This is a genomic window from Pseudoalteromonas sp. bablab_jr011 (assembly GCF_016464045.1).
Classification (GTDB): domain Bacteria; phylum Pseudomonadota; class Gammaproteobacteria; order Enterobacterales; family Alteromonadaceae; genus Pseudoalteromonas; species Pseudoalteromonas lipolytica.
In genome coordinates, this window is record NZ_JACDWU010000097.1 from 39845 (window position 1) to 58062 (window position 18218).

The 18218-nt window shown below is 43.3% G+C and carries 15 protein-coding genes and 1 riboswitch; of the genes, 12 read left to right on the forward strand and 3 right to left on the reverse strand.

The window, feature by feature from the left end; translation table 11 throughout:
* Together moaA and JIG41_RS03815 are read right to left on the reverse strand one after the other, a co-directional pair.
* Positions 1 to 972, reverse strand: coding sequence for a GTP 3',8-cyclase MoaA (gene moaA / locus JIG41_RS03810; protein WP_036973049.1), 972 nt, complete (start codon positions 970 to 972; stop codon positions 1 to 3).
* A riboswitch (molybdenum cofactor riboswitch) is annotated at positions 960 to 1091 on the reverse strand. It overlaps the preceding gene by 13 nt.
* A gap of 123 nt (positions 1092 to 1214) precedes the next feature.
* Positions 1215 to 3038: a histidine kinase gene (locus tag JIG41_RS03815; RefSeq protein ID WP_083422916.1), complete on the reverse strand. Its 1824-nt coding sequence runs from the start codon at positions 3036 to 3038 to the stop codon at positions 1215 to 1217.
* Between the two features lie 267 nt (positions 3039 to 3305).
* Here JIG41_RS03815 and JIG41_RS03820 point away from each other — a divergent pair, with 267 nt between their 5' ends.
* From JIG41_RS03820 to JIG41_RS03870, 11 genes are all read left to right on the forward strand, one after another.
* Positions 3306 to 7031: a nitrate reductase subunit alpha gene (locus JIG41_RS03820; RefSeq protein ID WP_199524280.1), complete on the forward strand. Its 3726-nt coding sequence runs from the start codon at positions 3306 to 3308 to the stop codon at positions 7029 to 7031.
* A gap of 14 nt (positions 7032 to 7045) precedes the next feature.
* The gene (gene narH / locus JIG41_RS03825; protein WP_036973051.1) at positions 7046 to 8581 is read left to right on the forward strand and encodes a nitrate reductase subunit beta; all 1536 of its coding nucleotides are present in this window, start codon (positions 7046 to 7048) and stop codon (positions 8579 to 8581) included.
* Positions 8582 to 8584: 3 nt separating this feature from the next.
* Positions 8585 to 9298 (forward strand): nitrate reductase molybdenum cofactor assembly chaperone, encoded by a 714-nt coding sequence (gene narJ, locus JIG41_RS03830; RefSeq protein WP_036973052.1) that lies wholly within the window; start codon positions 8585 to 8587, stop codon positions 9296 to 9298.
* Between the two features lie 10 nt (positions 9299 to 9308).
* Positions 9309 to 9992: a respiratory nitrate reductase subunit gamma gene (gene narI / locus JIG41_RS03835; protein ID WP_036973053.1), complete on the forward strand. Its 684-nt coding sequence runs from the start codon at positions 9309 to 9311 to the stop codon at positions 9990 to 9992.
* Between the two features lie 45 nt (positions 9993 to 10037).
* Complete coding sequence (locus tag JIG41_RS03840; protein ID WP_199524281.1) at positions 10038 to 10814, forward strand: peptidylprolyl isomerase; 777 nt, start codon at positions 10038 to 10040, stop codon at positions 10812 to 10814.
* A gap of 15 nt (positions 10815 to 10829) precedes the next feature.
* Positions 10830 to 10970 (forward strand): hypothetical protein, encoded by a 141-nt coding sequence (locus JIG41_RS03845; protein ID WP_155950865.1) that lies wholly within the window; start codon positions 10830 to 10832, stop codon positions 10968 to 10970.
* Positions 10971 to 11082: 112 nt separating this feature from the next.
* Positions 11083 to 11703 (forward strand): guanylate kinase, encoded by a 621-nt coding sequence (gene gmk / locus JIG41_RS03850; protein ID WP_036973055.1) that lies wholly within the window; start codon positions 11083 to 11085, stop codon positions 11701 to 11703.
* Between the two features lie 110 nt (positions 11704 to 11813).
* Entirely contained in the window at positions 11814 to 12089 is a 276-nt protein-coding gene (gene rpoZ, locus JIG41_RS03855; protein WP_036973056.1) for a DNA-directed RNA polymerase subunit omega, read from the forward strand.
* A gap of 130 nt (positions 12090 to 12219) precedes the next feature.
* A complete protein-coding gene (spoT, locus tag JIG41_RS03860) occupies positions 12220 to 14325 on the forward strand; it encodes a bifunctional GTP diphosphokinase/guanosine-3',5'-bis pyrophosphate 3'-pyrophosphohydrolase (protein ID WP_199524282.1) in 2106 nt (701 codons plus the stop codon).
* 11 nt (positions 14326 to 14336) lie between these two features.
* Complete coding sequence (locus JIG41_RS03865; protein ID WP_036973059.1) at positions 14337 to 14729, forward strand: RidA family protein; 393 nt, start codon at positions 14337 to 14339, stop codon at positions 14727 to 14729.
* 157 nt (positions 14730 to 14886) lie between these two features.
* The gene (locus JIG41_RS03870; protein WP_074989360.1) at positions 14887 to 16491 is read left to right on the forward strand and encodes a DUF342 domain-containing protein; all 1605 of its coding nucleotides are present in this window, start codon (positions 14887 to 14889) and stop codon (positions 16489 to 16491) included.
* A gap of 48 nt (positions 16492 to 16539) precedes the next feature.
* On the opposite strand, the gene asnA is transcribed toward JIG41_RS03870, so the two are convergent.
* Entirely contained in the window at positions 16540 to 17535 is a 996-nt protein-coding gene (gene asnA, locus JIG41_RS03875) for an aspartate--ammonia ligase (protein WP_074989359.1), read from the reverse strand.
* A 187-nt stretch (positions 17536 to 17722) separates the two neighbouring features.
* On the opposite strand from asnA, the gene asnC reads away from it, so the two are divergent.
* Entirely contained in the window at positions 17723 to 18181 is a 459-nt protein-coding gene (gene asnC / locus JIG41_RS03880) for a transcriptional regulator AsnC (protein ID WP_074989358.1), read from the forward strand.
* The last annotated feature ends 37 nt before the right edge of the window (positions 18182 to 18218 follow it).

The following is an 18218-nucleotide window of genomic DNA, read 5'->3' on the forward strand; positions in this document are numbered from 1 at the left end:
CTAACCCCCTAACATAGCCAGTTGTTTGGTCAGCCCTGTTCGTCCCATTTGTAATTGATGGCCTTGCCATTTATGTTGAACACTGCTTAAAAGGTGAGTGGCTAAGCCTCTAACATCTTGATTATCTAACCAAGGCGTTAAGTCATCATTTGCTTCACCAAATAAACACAAATGCAATTTGCCTTCAGCAGAGACGCGTAAGCGGTTGCAGCTTGCACAAAATGCCTTGCTGTAAGGCATGATCAAGCCAATTTGACCCGCATAGTGAGGGTGAAAAAACTCTTCGGCTGGGCCCGCATCCACCGCTTTGGGAGCTGCTCGCCAACCCGACTGTAAAAGCTGCTGTTTAAGTTGCTGACCTTGTACATGTTGGGCATTGAAATAAGCCCGGTTATCACCGGTTTGCATCAGTTCAATGAAACGAAATGTGACAGGCTTATCTTTAATATAATCAAGAAATTGCTGTAATTGGTTGGCATTGTATTGCTTGAGTAAGACCGCGTTTAATTTAACTTTTTTAACACCCAGCTCTAAGGCTTTATCAACACAGCTAAGTACTTCATGTAATGAGTCACTGCCGGTGATTTGCGAAAATGTATAAGGATTCAAGCTATCGGCGCTCAGGTTTAGGTTTGTTAAACCACTGGCCACTAAACGAGGAAGTTTTTCAAGTAAGCGATAGCCATTGGTTGTCATTGCAACGGTATCAATACCTTGGGTTTCACTGCATGCTGCGACGATATCGGCAAGATCTTTGCGCAAAGTGGGTTCGCCGCCGGTTAAGCGTATTTTTTTAGTTCCCGCCATCGCAAAGGCGTTTACCAAGGTGCTAATTTTATCAACACTGAGGGTTTTCGGACGAGCATCACACACGTAGCCATCCGGTAAGCAGTAATTACATTTAAAATTACAGACTTCCGTTACTGACAAGCGTAAGTAATTATATTTTCTATCAAAATTATCTTGCAACATCACAGCCTTTCCAAGTCGGGAGGCAAACAAATTTCTTTATTTACCCGGTGGTCACCCACGGTACATTAACCATGCTAAAAACTAGTTTAGGTCGATGTACTTCAGCATCTTGGATACAGCTTAGAGAGTTTGCATTTGCATCACCATACAAAAGAATGGGCAGACAAACTACCCACAAATAAGTAATTTACAGCAACAAGCCCATTATCAATCATGCGCTTATACATTATAAAATCTTTAAATCACTGATACAGATCTTTACCGCCGACAGGCAAAAACGTTAGTTTTACTTGTGTCCCCTGCTCTTCTCGAGGTAATACCACTAACTCACCATTAAGGTGTTTGGCTCGCTCTTGCATAATAGCCATGCCGTAATGGTTTAATTTCTCCGCATTGTGGCTAATCCCTACACCATCATCACTAATAGCAAGCTCTAATTGACCATCATCAAGTTGCTTTAAGGTGATCCACGCATTGTTCGCCTGTGAATGGTGCACGGTGTTTTGGCTTGCCTCTCGTGCAATTTGTAAGATATGAATTTCTTCCATTGGTGATAAAGGCACTTGCTTAACGGCAAACTCTAAATGAAACGAAATGCTGCTTTGCGAGGCTAACTGATCAATGGTTTTATTCAGCGATGCCTCTAACCCCTCTTCCACCATTTTTAAACGAAAAGTGGTTAATAGTTCACGTAATTGCCGATATGCAGAATCTAACCCCATTTTAAGCTCATCAATAATCGGCTGCTGCATATCATATTGCTGCTTATTCTGCGTTTTCGACAAGCGCGTCACTTGAATCTTCAAATACGATAATGCTTGTGCTAAAGAGTCATGTAACTCACGCGCAATCACCGTACGCTCATGGAGTAACGCAATACGACGGTCTTGATTATGCTGCTCGTCAAGGTTAAGCGACAAGGCAACCTGGTCGGTCACCGACTGAACAAGCTGTAACTGCCAAGAATCTTCGGCAAAGCATTTGCCCCCACGTACAACAATCACACCGTAATGGTTATCCCCATACACTAATGGAAAGCGTGTTACGGTGCTGTCATCAATTGATACAAATGCAGCGCTCCCAATACAGTTATCACAACTTTGAGCGCGGCATGCTCCCTTGTCATCGTGTGTCGGTTTTATTTGTACATACGGCTGGTCGCCACCCGATGTCATTAAGCATAACTCAATGTCATTAACGCCAATGAGTTGCGACAACTCATCAAACGTTTGCTGTAAGTCATGCTTTTTTTCTCTGGTTTCCAGTAGCAAACGGGCTGTTTTAAACAAAAACGCAAGGGTCTGATTATTTAACTCAAGCTTTTCAGTTTGCTGCTTTACGCGTAATTCAAGTTGGCCATACATTGATGCTATCGCCTCGCAGGTATGATTCAATGTGGCTCCCATTAACGCCAGTTCATCATCGCCCTGTAAATCAACATGATGCGTAAAATTTCCTTTCCCGATAGCGTAGGCAGCGTGAGTCAGTTCAGCCAAAGGCTTTTCAACCCTTAAACTGATTAAATGCAAGGTAAACATGCCCACCAATAAGGTAATAAACAACGCGCCAACTTGAATAGTGCGCAGTAATCTAATTTTGCTTTCAGCATCTATTTGCACCGCATAAACAAATGCATCAGCATTTTGAGCGAGTGTTTTTACATAGAGATTAAATTGAGCCTTATCTTCTATCGGTAGGTTAAGCAGTGCGGGCTTTAGGAATGATTGCCAATGAACAATGGTTTGCTGCCACAACACATTTAACTGTTCATCATTTTGTAGCTTCTGAAAAATGGGGTTTCTTAGTTTTTCTTCAAATATTGCAATGCGTTTATCTATTTCCTGTTTGTTTCCTTCAAGGCCGTACATTCCCAGCTGATACGACTCCATTCTTAGCGAGCCACTCAAATTAATTGCGCGAGCATCTAAGTCGGCTAATTCTGTGATCCAATACGATGCAAACAAGGTCGTAATGGCCAGACTAATAATCCCGACCAATGACCCTTTGATATACACCATGACCGAGCCATTAAATCGATTTTTTAGTTCATTTAACCGAATACCCACAATAATTACCCACCTTTTCTATGTTACGAAACCATAACGCTTGTATGTTATCAACACCAGTATTTTCACCCTAACAGCCCCACATTTACACTACCTCTTTGTAGGTATTCTCATAATATTCATGACCTTACCCCCCATTGAGATATTGATCCTCATCAAGTTACTGTAGCGGTGAAACACTATATTTGATTTGCAATGTAGCTTTCTGCCGCTTCAAGGTGCCTAGTGATTGAGCGCTAAAGTTGAGCAGGATAGGAGAATAAGTAAATGAGCCATTTGTTGAATAAAATGCGCTTTTTCAAGACTAACAAGCAAAGCTTTGCGGGTAGTCACGGTGTAACAACTGATGAAAATCGCGATTGGGAAGACGGCTATCGTCGTCGCTGGCAGCATGACAAAATTGTACGCTCTACACATGGTGTAAACTGTACAGGTTCATGCAGTTGGAAAATTTATGTAAAAGATGGGCTAGTTACCTGGGAAACTCAGCAAACAGACTACCCTCGTACACGTCCTGACTTACCAAATCATGAACCTCGTGGTTGTCCTCGTGGAGCAAGCTACTCGTGGTATATTTACAGTGCCAACCGCTTAAAATACCCTAAAGTTCGTCAAGCATTATTAAAACTGTGGCGCGAAGCTAAGCAAGTACATAGTGATCCAGTTAAAGCATGGGAATCGATTGTTACTGACCCTGCTAAAACGAAAAGCTACAAGTCAAAACGTGGTTTAGGTGGCTTGATCCGTGCTAAATGGGATGAAGTGAACGAGATCATCGCGGCTTCTAATGTTTACACCGCAAAAACGTACGGCCCCGACCGTATCATGGGATTCTCACCTATTCCTGCAATGAGCATGGTTAGCTACGCGGCTGGTTCGCGTTATTTATCACTGATTGGTGGTAACTGCTTAAGCTTCTATGACTGGTATTGTGATTTACCACCTGCATCGCCACAAATTTGGGGGGAACAAACAGACGTTCCAGAATCAGCTGATTGGTATAACTCAAATTATATCATTGCTTGGGGCTCAAATGTTCCACAAACACGTACTCCTGATGCTCACTTCTTTACTGAAGTACGCTACAAAGGCACCAAAACGGTTGTTATTACTTCTGACTACTCTGAGTGCTCTAAATTATCAGATATTTGGTTGTCGCCAAAACAAGGTACCGATGCCGCTCTGGCAATGGCCTTTGGACATGTAATTCTAAAAGAATTCCACATTGAAAAACCAAGTAGTTATTTTACCGACTACGTTCGCCGCTACACCGATATGCCTATGCTTGTCGTGCTGGATAAGACCGACCAAGGCTACACACAAGGTGCCTTCTTACGTGCAGCAGACTTGGCTGATAACTTAGGCCAAGACAACAACCCGAAATGGAAAACCATTGGCCTTGATGAAACAAGCAATGAACTTGTTTCACCAACAGGGGCTATTGGCTATCGTTGGGGTGAAAAAGGCAAGTGGAATATTGAGCAACGTGAAGGAACAAACGGCAGCGATATCAAGTTAGCGCTCAGCTTAAAAGATCACTCAGATAAAGTTGAATCAGTATTATTCCCTTACTTTGGTGGCCAAACACATGAACTTGGTTACTTCCAACATACTGAACATGACGATATTCAAGTTCGTAAAGTCCCTGTTAAAACAATTACACTCAAAGATGGTAGCGAAGCACTCGTTGCCACCGTATTTGACTTAATGGTTGCGCATTATGGCGTTGACAACGGCTTGGACGACCCTGCGGTTGCAAAATCATATGAAGACAATGTGCCGTATACACCGGCATGGCAAGAAAAAATCACCGGTGTTAACGCGGCTCACGTAATCCAAGTAGCGCGTGAGTTTGCCGATAACGCAGACAAAACTCGTGGCCGCAGCATGGTCATCGTGGGTGCTGGACTTAACCACTGGTATAACATGGATATGAACTACCGTGGCTTAATCAACATGCTGATGATGTGTGGCTGTGTGGGTCAATCAGGTGGTGGCTGGGCTCACTATGTAGGCCAAGAAAAGTTACGTCCACAATGTGGCTGGTTACCGCTTGCGTTTGGTTTGGATTGGCAACGTCCACCGCGTCAAATGAACGGGACGTCTTTCTTCTATAACCATTCTGATCAATGGCGTTATGAAAAACTTGAAATGACCGAAGTGCTGTCTCCTTTAGCAAATAAAGAGAACTGGACGGGCTCAATCATTGACTACAATACACGTGCAGAACGCATGGGCTGGTTACCTTCTGCCCCTCAACTAGGCATGAACCCACTGCAACTGTGTAAAGATGCAGAAAAAGCAGGACTATCAGCTAAAGATTATGCAGTGCAACAACTTAAATCAGGTGATTTAGACTTTGCATGTGAAGACCCTGATAACCCTAAAAACTTCCCGCGTAACATGTTTATTTGGCGCTCTAATTTACTGGGTTCATCGGGTAAAGGTCACGAATACATGCTGCGTCATTTCCTCGGTACTAAGCATGGCTTGCAAGGTAAAGATCTTGGCGAAAGCGGAGATAAAAAACCTGAAGACGTTGTCTGGCATGATGATGCACCTGAGGGCAAAGTTGATTTATGGGTCACACTTGATTTCCGTATGTCAACGACCTGTTTGTATTCCGATATCGTGTTACCAACCGCAACTTGGTACGAAAAAGATGATATGAATACATCCGACATGCACCCATTCATTCACCCACTTTCAAAAGCGGTTGATCCAGTGTGGGAATCACGTTCGGATTGGGATATTTTCAAAGGCATTGCGAAAAAATTCTCTGACTTATGTGAAGGTCACTTAGGCGTTGAGAAAGATTTAGTAACATCGCCACTCATGCACGACACGCCAAGCGAGTTAGCCCAACCAGACGGCATTAGTATGTGGTGGAAAGGCGAATGCGATCTGATCCCTGGTGTCACAGCACCCAATATGATTGAAGTTGAGCGTGACTACCCTAATACCTACAACCGCTTTACCTCTCTTGGGCCACTGCTCGAGAAACTCGGTAATGGGGGTAAAGGTATTAATTGGAATACAGACCAAGAAGTGAAGTTTTTAGGTGAGTTGAATTACACGCACACCAGCGAAGGCCCACAAAAAGGTCGTCCAAAAATAGACACCGCTATTGATGCAGCTGAAGTCATTTTAAGTCTTGCTCCTGAAACCAATGGTCATGTTGCTGTTAAAGCGTGGCAAGCATTGGGTGAGTTCACGGGTCGCGACCATACACACTTAGCAACCCCTAAAGAAGATGAAAAAATTCGCTTCAGAGATATTCAAGCACAACCACGTAAAATCATCAGCTCGCCAACATGGTCAGGGCTTGAAGATGAGCATGTGTCTTACAACGCAGGCTATACCAATGTGCATGAACTGATCCCTTGGCGTACCGTTACCGGCCGTCAACAATTTTACCAAGATCACCAATGGATGCGTGATTTCGGTGAAACCATGGTGTCGTACAAACCACCTGTAAACTTAAAAACAACTCAACCATTATTAGATAAAAAACCTAATGGTAACAAAGAGTTAGTTTTAAACTGGATTACACCACACCAAAAATGGGGTATTCACTCAACCTACTCAGACAACCTACTTATGCTGACATTAAGCCGTGGTGGTCCGATTGTTTGGATCAGTGAAACGGATGCCACAGAAGGGGGTATTAAAGATAACGATTGGATCGAAATCTTCAATGTTAATGGTGCCATTGCAGCACGTGCCGTCGTATCACAGCGTGTACCACAAGGTATGAGCATGATGTACCACGCACAAGAGCGCATTGTAAACACACCAGGCTCTGAGATATCAGGAACTCGAGGCGGTATTCATAACTCAGTTACCCGCGCCATCATGAAACCAACCCATATGATTGGGGGTTATGCACAGCAATCATACGGCTTTAACTACTACGGTACTGTGGGCTGTAATCGTGATGAGTTTGTAATTGTCCGTAAGATGGACAAGGTTGATTGGCTAGATAACGAGTAACCGAGGATAAAATTATGAAAGTACGTGCACAAATTGGCATGGTCCTAAATTTAGATAAATGCATCGGTTGCCATACCTGTTCAATCACTTGTAAGAATGTATGGACTAGCCGAGAAGGTGTTGAATACGCTTGGTTTAACAACGTAGAGACCAAACCGGGTATTGGTTATCCGAAAGAATGGGAAAACCAGAGCAAATGGAATGGTGGCTGGAAACGCAACAGTAAAGGCGTATTAGAGCCCAAACAAGGTAATAAACGCCGTTTATTAGCTAATATTTTTGCTAATCCAGATTTGCCCGAAATTGATGATTACTACGAGCCGTTTGATTTTGATTATCAACATCTGCATAACGCACCTGATAGCAAGCACCAACCGGTTGCTCGCCCTCGCTCGTTAATTACGGGTCAGCGTATGGAGAAAATCAACTGGGGACCTAACTGGGAAGAGATTCTCGGGACTGAATTCTCAGAGCGTAAAAAAGATAAAAACTTTGACGACGTAGTACAAAAAGACATTTACGGGCAATTTGAAAAAACCTTCATGATGTATTTGCCACGCCTGTGTGAGCACTGCATCAATCCAGCCTGTGTTGCTAGCTGCCCTTCTGGTGCGATTTATAAACGTGAAGAAGATGGCATTGTCTTAATTGACCAAGACAAATGCCGTGGCTGGCGGATGTGTGTATCAGGTTGTCCGTATAAGAAAATTTACTACAACTGGAAATCGGGTAAATCAGAGAAATGTATTTTCTGTTTCCCTCGAATCGAAGCAGGTCAACCCACCGTGTGTGCTGAAACCTGTGTAGGTCGAATTCGTTACTTAGGCGTCTTACTTTATGATGCAGACCGCATAGAAGAAGTTGCAAGTGTACCGAATGAGCAAGACTTATACCCTGCACAGCTTAGTATGTTCTTAGATCCGAACGATCCTGAGGTCATTGAAGCAGCACGCAAAGAAGGGATCCCTGAAAATTGGTTAGAGTCAGCACGCCAATCTCCTGTCTATAAAATGGCAATGGACTGGAAAGTAGCACTGCCTCTGCACCCTGAATACAGAACCTTGCCAATGGTTTGGTATATTCCACCCTTGTCGCCGATTCAATCAGCGACAGAGGCTGGTCATGTTGGCATGAATGGCGTTATTCCTGACTTGAAGTCATTACGTATCCCCATGCGCTACCTTGCTAACTTACTTACCGCAGGTGATGAGAAGCCCGTTGTACGAGCACTTGAACGCATGATTGCTATGCGCGCTTTCAAACGTTCGCAACAAGTCGATGGCGTTGAAGATCTCGAAGTACTTCAGCAAGTTGGACTAAGCGCTGACCAAGTTGAGCAAATGTATCGTTATATGGCGATTGCCAATTACGAAGACCGCTTTGTGATACCCACCAGTCATAAATCGTATGCTGAAGATGCCTACGATATGAAAAATGGCTGTGGTTTCAGCTTTGGTAATGGCTGTAGTGATGGTAACAACGGCGTAAATTTATTTGGTGCCAAAAAAGCCACCGTGAAACAAATTATCCCCGTTGAGATCAAGGAGTAAGTTATGCAAGTTTTAAGTGTATTTTCTCATTTACTTGATTACCCGACTGCTGAGCTTGTAGAAGCGAAAGATGAGCTAATTAGCACACTTAAGCAAAGTTCACTAACAGAGCAAAATCAACGTGCTGTCTGTGATTTTATCACCACACAATGCGAAAAAGACATACTCGACTGGCAAGCCGAGTATGACGGATTGTTTGAACGTGGACGCGCGCTTGGTCTGTGGCTTTTTGAACATGTTCACGGCGAAAGCCGTGACCGTGGTCAAGCTATGGTCGACTTAGTAGAGCAATATAAACAGGCAGGTTTAGAGTTAAGTCAAAATGAACTACCTGACTACATTCCCCTGTTTTTAGAGTTCTTAGCAACCCAAGGTGAGGAGAATGCTCAGTCTTGGTTAGTTGAAGTTGATCATATTTTTGGTCTGCTATTGTGCCGACTCGAAAAACGAGAGAGTAACTACTCATTACTGTTTTTAAGCTTGCTAGAGCTTGCACAGAGTGACCTAGACCTCGAGGTATTACGCAAGCAAATCAACGGTGAAAAGCGCGACGATACGAAACAAGCAATTGACAAAGAATGGGAAGAAGAAGCCATTACTTTTGGTGCACAAGATGCAACTAACTGCCCAAGTTCAGTCAATCGCCCTGACGAAACTCAGCGCAAAGATCAATATGTTCCAGTTAGCTGGACTGACTTTAATCAAGAAGCCAGTTAAGGAGTTCATCATGAGTTATTTAAACACCTTTTTCTTTGGGATTTACCCCTATATCGCCTTAGCCGTGTTTGTTATTGGCTCGGTAATACGTTACGACCGAGAGCAGTACACATGGAAAACAGGCTCAAGCCAACTACTTGAAAGCAAAAAACTCAAGCAAGGCAGCCGCGCATTTCATATTGGTATCATTATGGTATTGCTCGGCCACTTTGTAGGCTTACTCACACCAGCAGAAGTATGGCATGTGTTTGGTATTGAAGCGGGTCACAAGCAACTGATTGCCATGACGTTAGGCGGTGTGTTTGGTTTGATTTGTTTTTACGGTCTAACCATTTTAATCAAACGCCGCTTATATGAACCGCGCATTAGAGCCACCAGCAGTAATATGGATATTGCAATTTTACTGCTGTTATACGTGCAGTTAATTTTAGGTTTATTGTCAATTTTTGTCTCAGCAGGTCATTTAGATGGTGCAGAAATGCTACTCCTAATGAGCTGGGCACAAAACATTGTGACCTTTGATTTAACCGAAGCAACCGCAGCAATTGCACAAGTACATTGGATTTATAAGCTACATGTTGCACTAGGTATGACGTTATTTGTGGTATTCCCATTTAGTCGCTTAGTTCATATTGCCAGCGTACCGGTACAATATTTAGGCCGAAACTACCAAGTGGTTCGTAGCAAATCTTAACCTATCATGCCCTGTTTCGACAGGGCATTCCCCCTCGAGGTCGATATGATTAACGTTAATCAACACACTATTAGCGAAACACAAATTCTTAATGAAATGCAGTATCACCCAGCCGACGATCATCGCGCTGCGATGGTAGAGGCGGCACAGAGTTTGATCATTGGCGAATTGTTACAACAACGCGCACAAGCGCTAAATATCAATCTAGATACGCACGCTTCAGACACCGACGAGCAACGCCAAAATAAATTGCTCGAAAAACTTATCGCTGCAGAAGTGCAACTGCCCCGTGCCAGCGCGACTGAGTGCGAACATTATTATCAACAAAACAAACCCAAGTTCACCACACCTCCGCTTATTGCAGCAAAACATATTTTACTTGCAGCACCGAGTAGTGATGAAAAAGCGCGTAGTCATGCGCTGAACCAAGCCGAAAACCTGCTTAACGCACTCTCGCAAGGCGCTTCTTTTAGTGAGCTTGCACAGCAATATTCAAAATGTGATTCGGCTCAGTTAGGAGGCCAACTTGGTCAAATAACAAAAGGGCAAACTGTCAGCGAGTTTGAACGTCAAGTATTCAGTGCTGATGTTGGCTTAATTGCTCACCCTATTGAAACCCGTTTTGGTTATCACCTTGTTTATGTTGATCATAAAGAGCCTGCGCTGCAACTGCCTTTTGAAGCCGTGGAGTCACGTATTGAGGACTACCTGAATAAAAAAGTAGAGCGCAAAGCCATCGCGCAATATATCCAATTATTAATTGCTGACGCCGATATTGAAGGCTTCGACTTTAATGTCAGCAGCAGTCCGCTTGTACAATAAAATAAAGGAAAACACATGAGTTGTTGTGGAGCCTGTGGTGGGCAAGAGAATACAAAACCAACCGATCAAGACAATACGCCGAGTGAGCAAGCTTTGGCGGATACCGCAAAGCACAAAGATGAGGGGCAAGCAGTCCCTGACAATGAAGACGAGTAATCTCACTGAAACTTGAGCACAACACGTCAAATAAAGTACACTGTAGAATACAGTAAAGGCTTGTTGGAGTATTCGCTCCTACAAGCCTATTTATTTTCAATAGAGACAGATCATGGCGCAAACTCGCGGAAATTTATTTATCTTATCGGCCCCTTCAGGCGCAGGTAAATCAAGCTTAATTAGTGCATTACTAAACAAACACAGCGATATGAAAGTATCGGTTTCACACACAACTCGTTCACCTCGCCCAGGCGAAGAAAACGGTGTGCATTATCATTTTGTGTCGGTTGAGGAATTTAAAGCACTGATTGAAAAGAATGATTTCTTTGAATGGGCGCAAGTGTTCGATAATTACTACGGCACTTCAAAGCAAGCAATTGAGACTCAGCTTGCAGCAGGCATTGATGTATTTTTAGATATTGACTGGCAAGGTGCACAGCAAATTCGTAAATTAGTCGAAGATGTTGAAACCATTTTTATTTTGCCCCCCTCAAAAGAAGAGCTTGAGTCACGCTTAACGAACCGCGGCCAAGATTCGAGTGAGGTTATTGCAGGAAGAATGGCCAAAGCCCAGTCTGAAACCTCTCATTACAATGAATATGATTACGTTGTAGTAAATGACGACTTTGATACCGCCTTGGCTGAAATCGAAACAATTGTTATGGCAAAACGTTTATCACTCAAGAGCCAAGCACAGCGCCATCAAACGCTTTTAGATAATTTATTAAAGTAAGACACGCGTTAATTAACGAATAGAGATAAAAATTAACCACTAGCTATTGGCGAATCTGACTTGGTGCAGTAAACTACGCCTTTGCTTAAGAATTTATTTGGAGTGCTAAGATGGCTCGCGTAACTGTTGAAGATGCAGTAGATGCAATTGGTAATCGTTTTGACTTAATTTTAGTTGCGGCTCGTCGTGCCCGCCAAATCGCGGTAGGTGGAAAAGATCCACTTGTTGACGCAGAAAATGACAAGCCGACAGTCATTGCTTTACGTGAAATTGAGAAAGGGTTAGTAAATAGCTCATCAATGGACTTAATTGATCGTGAAGAACAACAACACCAAGAAGCAGCAGAAATGGCTGCAGTGGCTGCTATCGTAGGTGGCAACCAATAATCAAGCTCCCCGCTTTGATTTCGCTAAACGGCTAGTATTTCAGCACTAGCCGTTGGCAAGCCCTTCTTTTCATCGTATATTCTATTCATACCGTTACCGATTTACTTCATTTGCGCATTGGAGTGTGACTTTGTATCTTTTTGAAGGTCTAAAAAAGAAAATATCCGAATATTTGTCTCCCGCCGATATCGAGCTGGTGCAAAAAGCTTACGTGGTTGCTCGTGAAGCCCACGAGGGTCAAACACGTTCAAGTGGCGAGCCCTACATTACTCACCCTGTCGAAGTGACACAAATTCTTGCTGGCATGCATCTCGATCACGAAACTTTAATGGCAGCATTAATGCATGACGTGATTGAAGACACCGACTTTAGCCAACAAGATTTAGCTGAGATTTTTGGCGACACAGTTGCCGAATTAGTTGAAGGCGTTAGTAAACTCGATAAGCTGAGCTTTAAAGACAAAAAAGAATTCCAAGCGGAAAACTACCGTAAAATGATCATGGCAATGACACAAGACATTCGCGTGATCTTAATTAAGCTGGCAGACAGAACGCACAATATGCGCACACTCGGCGCACTTCGTCCCGACAAGCGTCGTCGTATTGCCCGCGAAACACTCGAAATTTATGCGCCAATTGCAAATCGTTTAGGTATTCACGACATTAAAAATGAGCTGGAAGATTTAGGCTTTCAGGCACTCTATCCTATGCGTCATCGTGCTTTGAAATCTGAAGTGATCAAAGCCCGCGGTAATCGAAAAGAAGTCATCAGTAACATTAAAAGTGAAATCGAAGCACGCCTTGAAGAGGCTGGTATCGACGCCACGATTTCTGGGCGTGAGAAACACCTCTACAGCATCTATAAAAAAATGCTGAACAAAGAGCTCTCTTTTAACGAAGTCATGGATATTTACGCGTTTCGCATCAATGTAGATAACATGGATACCTGTTATCGCGTTTTAGGTGTTGCGCACAACTTGTATAAGCCAATTGAAACGCGCTTTAAAGATTACATTGCGGTGCCAAAAACCAATGGTTATCAATCATTGCATACATCATTGGTGGGCCCACATGGCATTCCGGTCGAAATTCAAATTCGTACCCACGATATGGATCATATGGCCGACAAAGGGGTTGCCGCTCATTGGATGTATAAAAAAGCCGGTGATAGCGCAGGTCACACCGCACAACAGCGTGCACGCCAATGGATGCAAAGCTTACTTGAGCTACAACAAAGTGCTGGGTCATCGTTTGAGTTCGTTGAAAACGTTAAAACCGAGCTATTCCCTGAAGAGATTTATGTTTTCACGCCAGATGGTCGTATTGTTGAACTGCCCATGGGGGCAACCGCCGTTGACTTTGCCTATGCAGTGCATACCGATGTAGGTAATACCTGCGTGGGGGCGCGTGTAAACCGCAAACCGCATCCACTGAGTAAAGCGCTTGATACAGGTCAAACCGTCGAAGTTATTACCAGTTCTGGCGCACACCCTAATGCCACGTGGCTCAACTTTGTGGTAACAGGTAAAGCCCGCTTAGGGATTCGTAACTGCCTTAAAAGCCAACAGCACGAAGAAGCCTTGTTACTAGGGCGTCGCTTACTCGACTCAGCCCTTGGTGAGCAAAAACTGGATGACATTCCAGATGAAAATATTCGCCGCGTGCTTCAAGAACATGAACTGAATACCGTATTAGAGCTGTTGGTCGAAATAGGCTCTGGTAACTTAATGAGCGTCTTAATTGCCAAGCGCCTAATGCAAGTAGAAGCCGACGACCTTAATGCGCTTGCCAGAAAAGCCAAAGCGACCATTATCGGCACCGAAGGTATGCTCGTTAATTACTCTAAGTGCTGCCGTCCCGTTCCTGGAGATGCCATCACCGCTCATATCAGCCAAGGTAAAGGCTTAACGGTTCACCGCCAAGAATGTAAGAATATTCGCGGCTGGGAGAATGAACGTTCGAAATACTTGGTTGTAAAATGGGACGATAATCCCGAGAAAGAATACATTGCCGCCCTTCGTATTGAAATTATCAATCATCAAGGGGCACTTGCTAAGCTCACCAATGTCATCGCCTCAACCCAAGCAAACATTGTCGAGATAGCCACCGACGAAAAAGAAAGTAATCTATACATGATAGACTTAGGCATTACCGTGAAGAACCGTGTTCACGTTGCCAATATTATGCGTCGCATTCGTGTGATGCCAGATGTACAAAAAGTCTACCGTAAAAAGTAACAAGGATAATCATGAACAAATCTTTTATTTCTACTGACAATGCACCCGCAGCAATCGGCACATACAGCCAGGCTGTTAAAGTAGGTACCGCTGTTTACTTATCAGGTCAAATTCCTCTTGTACCAGAAACAATGGACGTTATTTCTGAAGACTTTACAGAGCAAACACATCAAGTATTTAAAAACCTAACGGCTGTTTGCCAAGCCGCGGGTGGTCAAATTCAAGACATGGTTAAAGTCAATATTTTCCTGACTGACCTATCAAACTTTGCAATTGTTAATGAAGTGATGAGCCAGTACTTTAAACAACCTTATCCAGCTCGCGCTGCAATTGGCGTGCGTGCACTACCTAAAGGCGTGCAAGTTGAAATTGACGGTATTATGGAATTACCTTCAACGAACTAATACACACAGTGCCAGCAACCCCCTTGTTGGCACTTTTTTAGACAAAGTTACTATTTTCCTCAGCCGAAGTTCTTGACTCACAAACCATTCTCTAGCAATCTGTGTAGTAATAATAATTAGAAACCTTTAACTATTGTAGTACAAAAGGATCCCCCACGTGTTTAAGCTGGCTCACAATGGAAACGTCTTATTAGATGTTCACGAACACTCACCACCCAGTGCTGCGTTTATTATCGAAGCATTAGAAAAGTCATCCTTCTGTGAATGCAGAGTGGATCATGATGCGATCAATAACTTTTTTAAAAATAAATCTACTGAACGTATGCTCGTTGTAGCTTCAAAGCATGATGCAAGCCTTGAGGTATCGTTAAGTGATGACAAAATGCTGGCCACTGGTGAGTTGACTATCGCTGAAGGCGGCAAAGCCCTAACCCTTGAAAACGCGAAAAAAGAACTCATTAAAGCCGGCGTAGCACGGGGTTATAAACAAGCATTTTTAGAACAGTTATTGCAAAAACAGTTTGAGCTACCCGCAGGCACTAAAACCAAAGGCGTATTAGCAAAAGGCCGCTTGCCCATTGATGGCCAGCCCTCAAAACTAGTGCCGCAAGTAGAAACGTTAAAAGACCGTTTAAAACAGCCCAAACTACGTGAAGATGGCACCGCCGACATGCGTGACTTTGGTAAGTTAGCCAGCGTAGAGCCGGGTGTACTGCTTATAAAACAAGTGCCTGCCACTCCCGGTAAAGAAGGGTTTACTGTCACCGGTGATGTGCTACCAGCTAAAGCTGGTGAGAGCCATGCCTTAGTTGCAGGTGAAGGCACTGAGATTTCAAAAAACAATCCGCTGGAGCTGATTTCAGTGATCGCAGGGGTGCCTGTTGATATTGCCAATGGCATGCGTGTAGATGACATTTTTACGATTGCTGATGTTAACGTTAAAAGTGGCCATGTTGATTTTGAAGGCAGTGTCATCGTAACCCATAACGTTGAACCCGGCATGCGCATAAATGCGAAAGGCGACATTACCGTCATGGGAACCGTTGAGTCAGGTCACTTAACTGCGGCAGGCGATATCACCATAAAACAAGGTGTAATAGGCCACCAGCTCGATGATAAAAGCTTATCTTGTCATATTGTTTGCCAAGGCGACATTCATCTATCTCATGGTCAATACAGCTACCTTGAAGGGAATAACATTATCATTGACCGCCAATCAAGCCATTGTGTGATGAAAGCCGCTAAGTTGCTGCAGTTAGGCAAAGAAGACAACCCTCAAGGTAAGTTATTTGGGGGCACTATTTTAGATGCACAAATGGTGATAGCAGGTGAAATTGGCAATGAATCAGGTGCCAAAATGGTTATTAACCTCGCGGCCTCTGGCGCCCAAGTCACCGCACAAACCGATCAGTGTTTAAAAGACCTAGCACAAACCGACTCACAGCTAGATAACTTGCAAAAAGCCATTGAAAAAGCCGACCAAGTCAAAGACGCTGAAAAGAAAAAGCTGTTATTGGCTAAGATAGGCGCTACACAAATGCATTACTGTGAACAAGCAGAGCAACTCGAGAAAAAGCTCTCAAACTTAGAGCTTCATTTACATGAACTGCTTGAAGGCGCACAACTCGTCGTTAATAAAACATTGCACTCGGGAGTTGAGATCCATATTTTCGATAAAGTGTTACTCACTAACCGCCAATACCCACCTTGTAAAGTCAAACTCGAAGAAAGCAAAATTGAAGTAGAGTTTAAAACAAGTTAAAAAAAAGAGGCTTAAAGCCTCTTTTTACTAGGGTCATTAATCTTTAAACTAAAGAATTCCTTCAACTTGCTGCTTTAACTGCTCAGGCCACACGCCGACCTGCACTTGCCCGATATGGTGCTTTTGTAATAGCAGCATCGCTAAACGAGACTGACCAATACCACCACCAATCGTTTGCGGGAACTTTTTCGCTAATAACGCTTTATGCCAATCAAATTCAAGACGCACTTGGTCGCCCGTAATCGCCAGTTGTGTAGCCAATGCATCAGGACTTACACGAATTCCCATCGACGAAATTTCAAACGCATCTTCAAGTACTGGGTTCCACACTAGAATATCGCCATTTAAACCAGCAAACTTGCTGCAGGTTTGCGTCGACCAATCGTCGTAATCTGGCGCACGCACATCATGAATTTTACCATCTGCAAGCGCTCCCCCAATACCAATTAAAAATACCGCGCCGTATTCCTGCGCAATCGCTTTTTCACGCTGTTTCGCAGTGAAATCAGGGTACATTTGGCGTAATTGTTCACTGTGAACAAAGGTAATTTTTTCAGGTAAAAATGGGGGGATATCAAACTCACTGGCAACATAACGTTCAGTCGCTTTTATCGCTTGATAAAGTAACGTCACTGTTTCTTTAAGTTTATCTAAGGTACGTTCAGTGCTTTCGCAAATCACTTTTTCCCAGTCCCATTGGTCAACATACACTGAATGAATCGGGCTTAATGACTCTTCGTCTGGGCGTAATGCTTTCATGTGAGTATAAAGCCCTTCACCGACAGAGAAATCATACTCGGCGAGCGTTTTACGCTTCCATTTAGCGAGTGAATGCACCACTTCAAACTGGCTACCAGGAATCGTTTTCACCGCCACCGATACAGCATTTTCAGTTCCACTCAAGTTATCTTGAATGCCATCACCTACTTTTGCCAAGATAGGGGCTTGCACCTCAACTAAGCCAAGTTGTTGCTCTAATTGACTCGAAAAAAACTGTTTTACTTTACTAATTTGCTGCTGTTGCTGCAGGTAGTGTGAACTCATAATAATTGGCCTCATTCCCAGTTATTGTTACTTGCTTATAGAGAACTAAAATCTCTTCGTTAAAACAATCCTCAACCAAATGAAGATTATTTTCAATAACCCGCAACAAAAAGAACTTAACATTGCAATTATCGTAAAAATAATGCTATAAATTTTAGATAATCAATAATTACAACTCGGTTAATTCATGGAAAATTATCAAATCGATAATCTCGATAAAAACATCCTCAACGCATTAATGGAAAATGCACGCACCCCATACGCAGAATTAGCCAAACGCTTTGCCGTCAGTGCCGGCACTATTCATGTTCGCGTCGAAAAAATGAAACAAGCCGGTATTATCACCGGCACCCAAGTGAGAATTAATGCAAAGCAACTCGGTTACGATGTCTGCTGTTTTATTGGTATTAATCTCAATAATGCCCGTGATTACCCAGACACCTTGCTGCACCTAAAAGAGCTAGAAGAAGTGGTTGAGGCCTACTACACCACGGGTAACTACAGTATATTTATCAAAGTAATGGCGCGCTCTATTGACCACTTACAGGATGTGTTGATCAATAAAATTCAAGCCATAGAGGCCATTCAATCAACTGAAACGCTTATTTCGTTACAAAACCCAATAAGTAGAGCGGTAGTGCCCTAGCCTTATACTGGGTATAATCAGCGCCAATTAGAATCCG

Excerpts from the sequence above, each read along its gene's own strand:
- narH (WP_036973051.1), top strand. The coding sequence starts at position 7,046 with ATGAAAGTACGTGCACAAATTGGCATGGTCCTAAATTTAGATAAATGC.
- gmk (WP_036973055.1), top strand. The coding sequence starts at position 11,083 with ATGGCGCAAACTCGCGGAAATTTATTTATCTTATCGGCCCCTTCAGGC.
- asnA (WP_074989359.1), bottom strand. The coding sequence starts at position 17,535 with ATGAGTTCACACTACCTGCAGCAACAGCAGCAAATTAGTAAAGTAAAA.
- moaA (WP_036973049.1), bottom strand. The coding sequence starts at position 972 with ATGTTGCAAGATAATTTTGATAGAAAATATAATTACTTACGCTTGTCA.
- JIG41_RS03865 (WP_036973059.1), top strand. The coding sequence starts at position 14,337 with ATGAACAAATCTTTTATTTCTACTGACAATGCACCCGCAGCAATCGGC.
- rpoZ (WP_036973056.1), top strand. The coding sequence starts at position 11,814 with ATGGCTCGCGTAACTGTTGAAGATGCAGTAGATGCAATTGGTAATCGT.
- JIG41_RS03845 (WP_155950865.1), top strand. The coding sequence starts at position 10,830 with ATGAGTTGTTGTGGAGCCTGTGGTGGGCAAGAGAATACAAAACCAACC.
- asnC (WP_074989358.1), top strand. The coding sequence starts at position 17,723 with ATGGAAAATTATCAAATCGATAATCTCGATAAAAACATCCTCAACGCA.
- narJ (WP_036973052.1), top strand. The coding sequence starts at position 8,585 with ATGCAAGTTTTAAGTGTATTTTCTCATTTACTTGATTACCCGACTGCT.
- JIG41_RS03820 (WP_199524280.1), top strand. The coding sequence starts at position 3,306 with ATGAGCCATTTGTTGAATAAAATGCGCTTTTTCAAGACTAACAAGCAA.
- narI (WP_036973053.1), top strand. The coding sequence starts at position 9,309 with ATGAGTTATTTAAACACCTTTTTCTTTGGGATTTACCCCTATATCGCC.
- JIG41_RS03840 (WP_199524281.1), top strand. The coding sequence starts at position 10,038 with ATGATTAACGTTAATCAACACACTATTAGCGAAACACAAATTCTTAAT.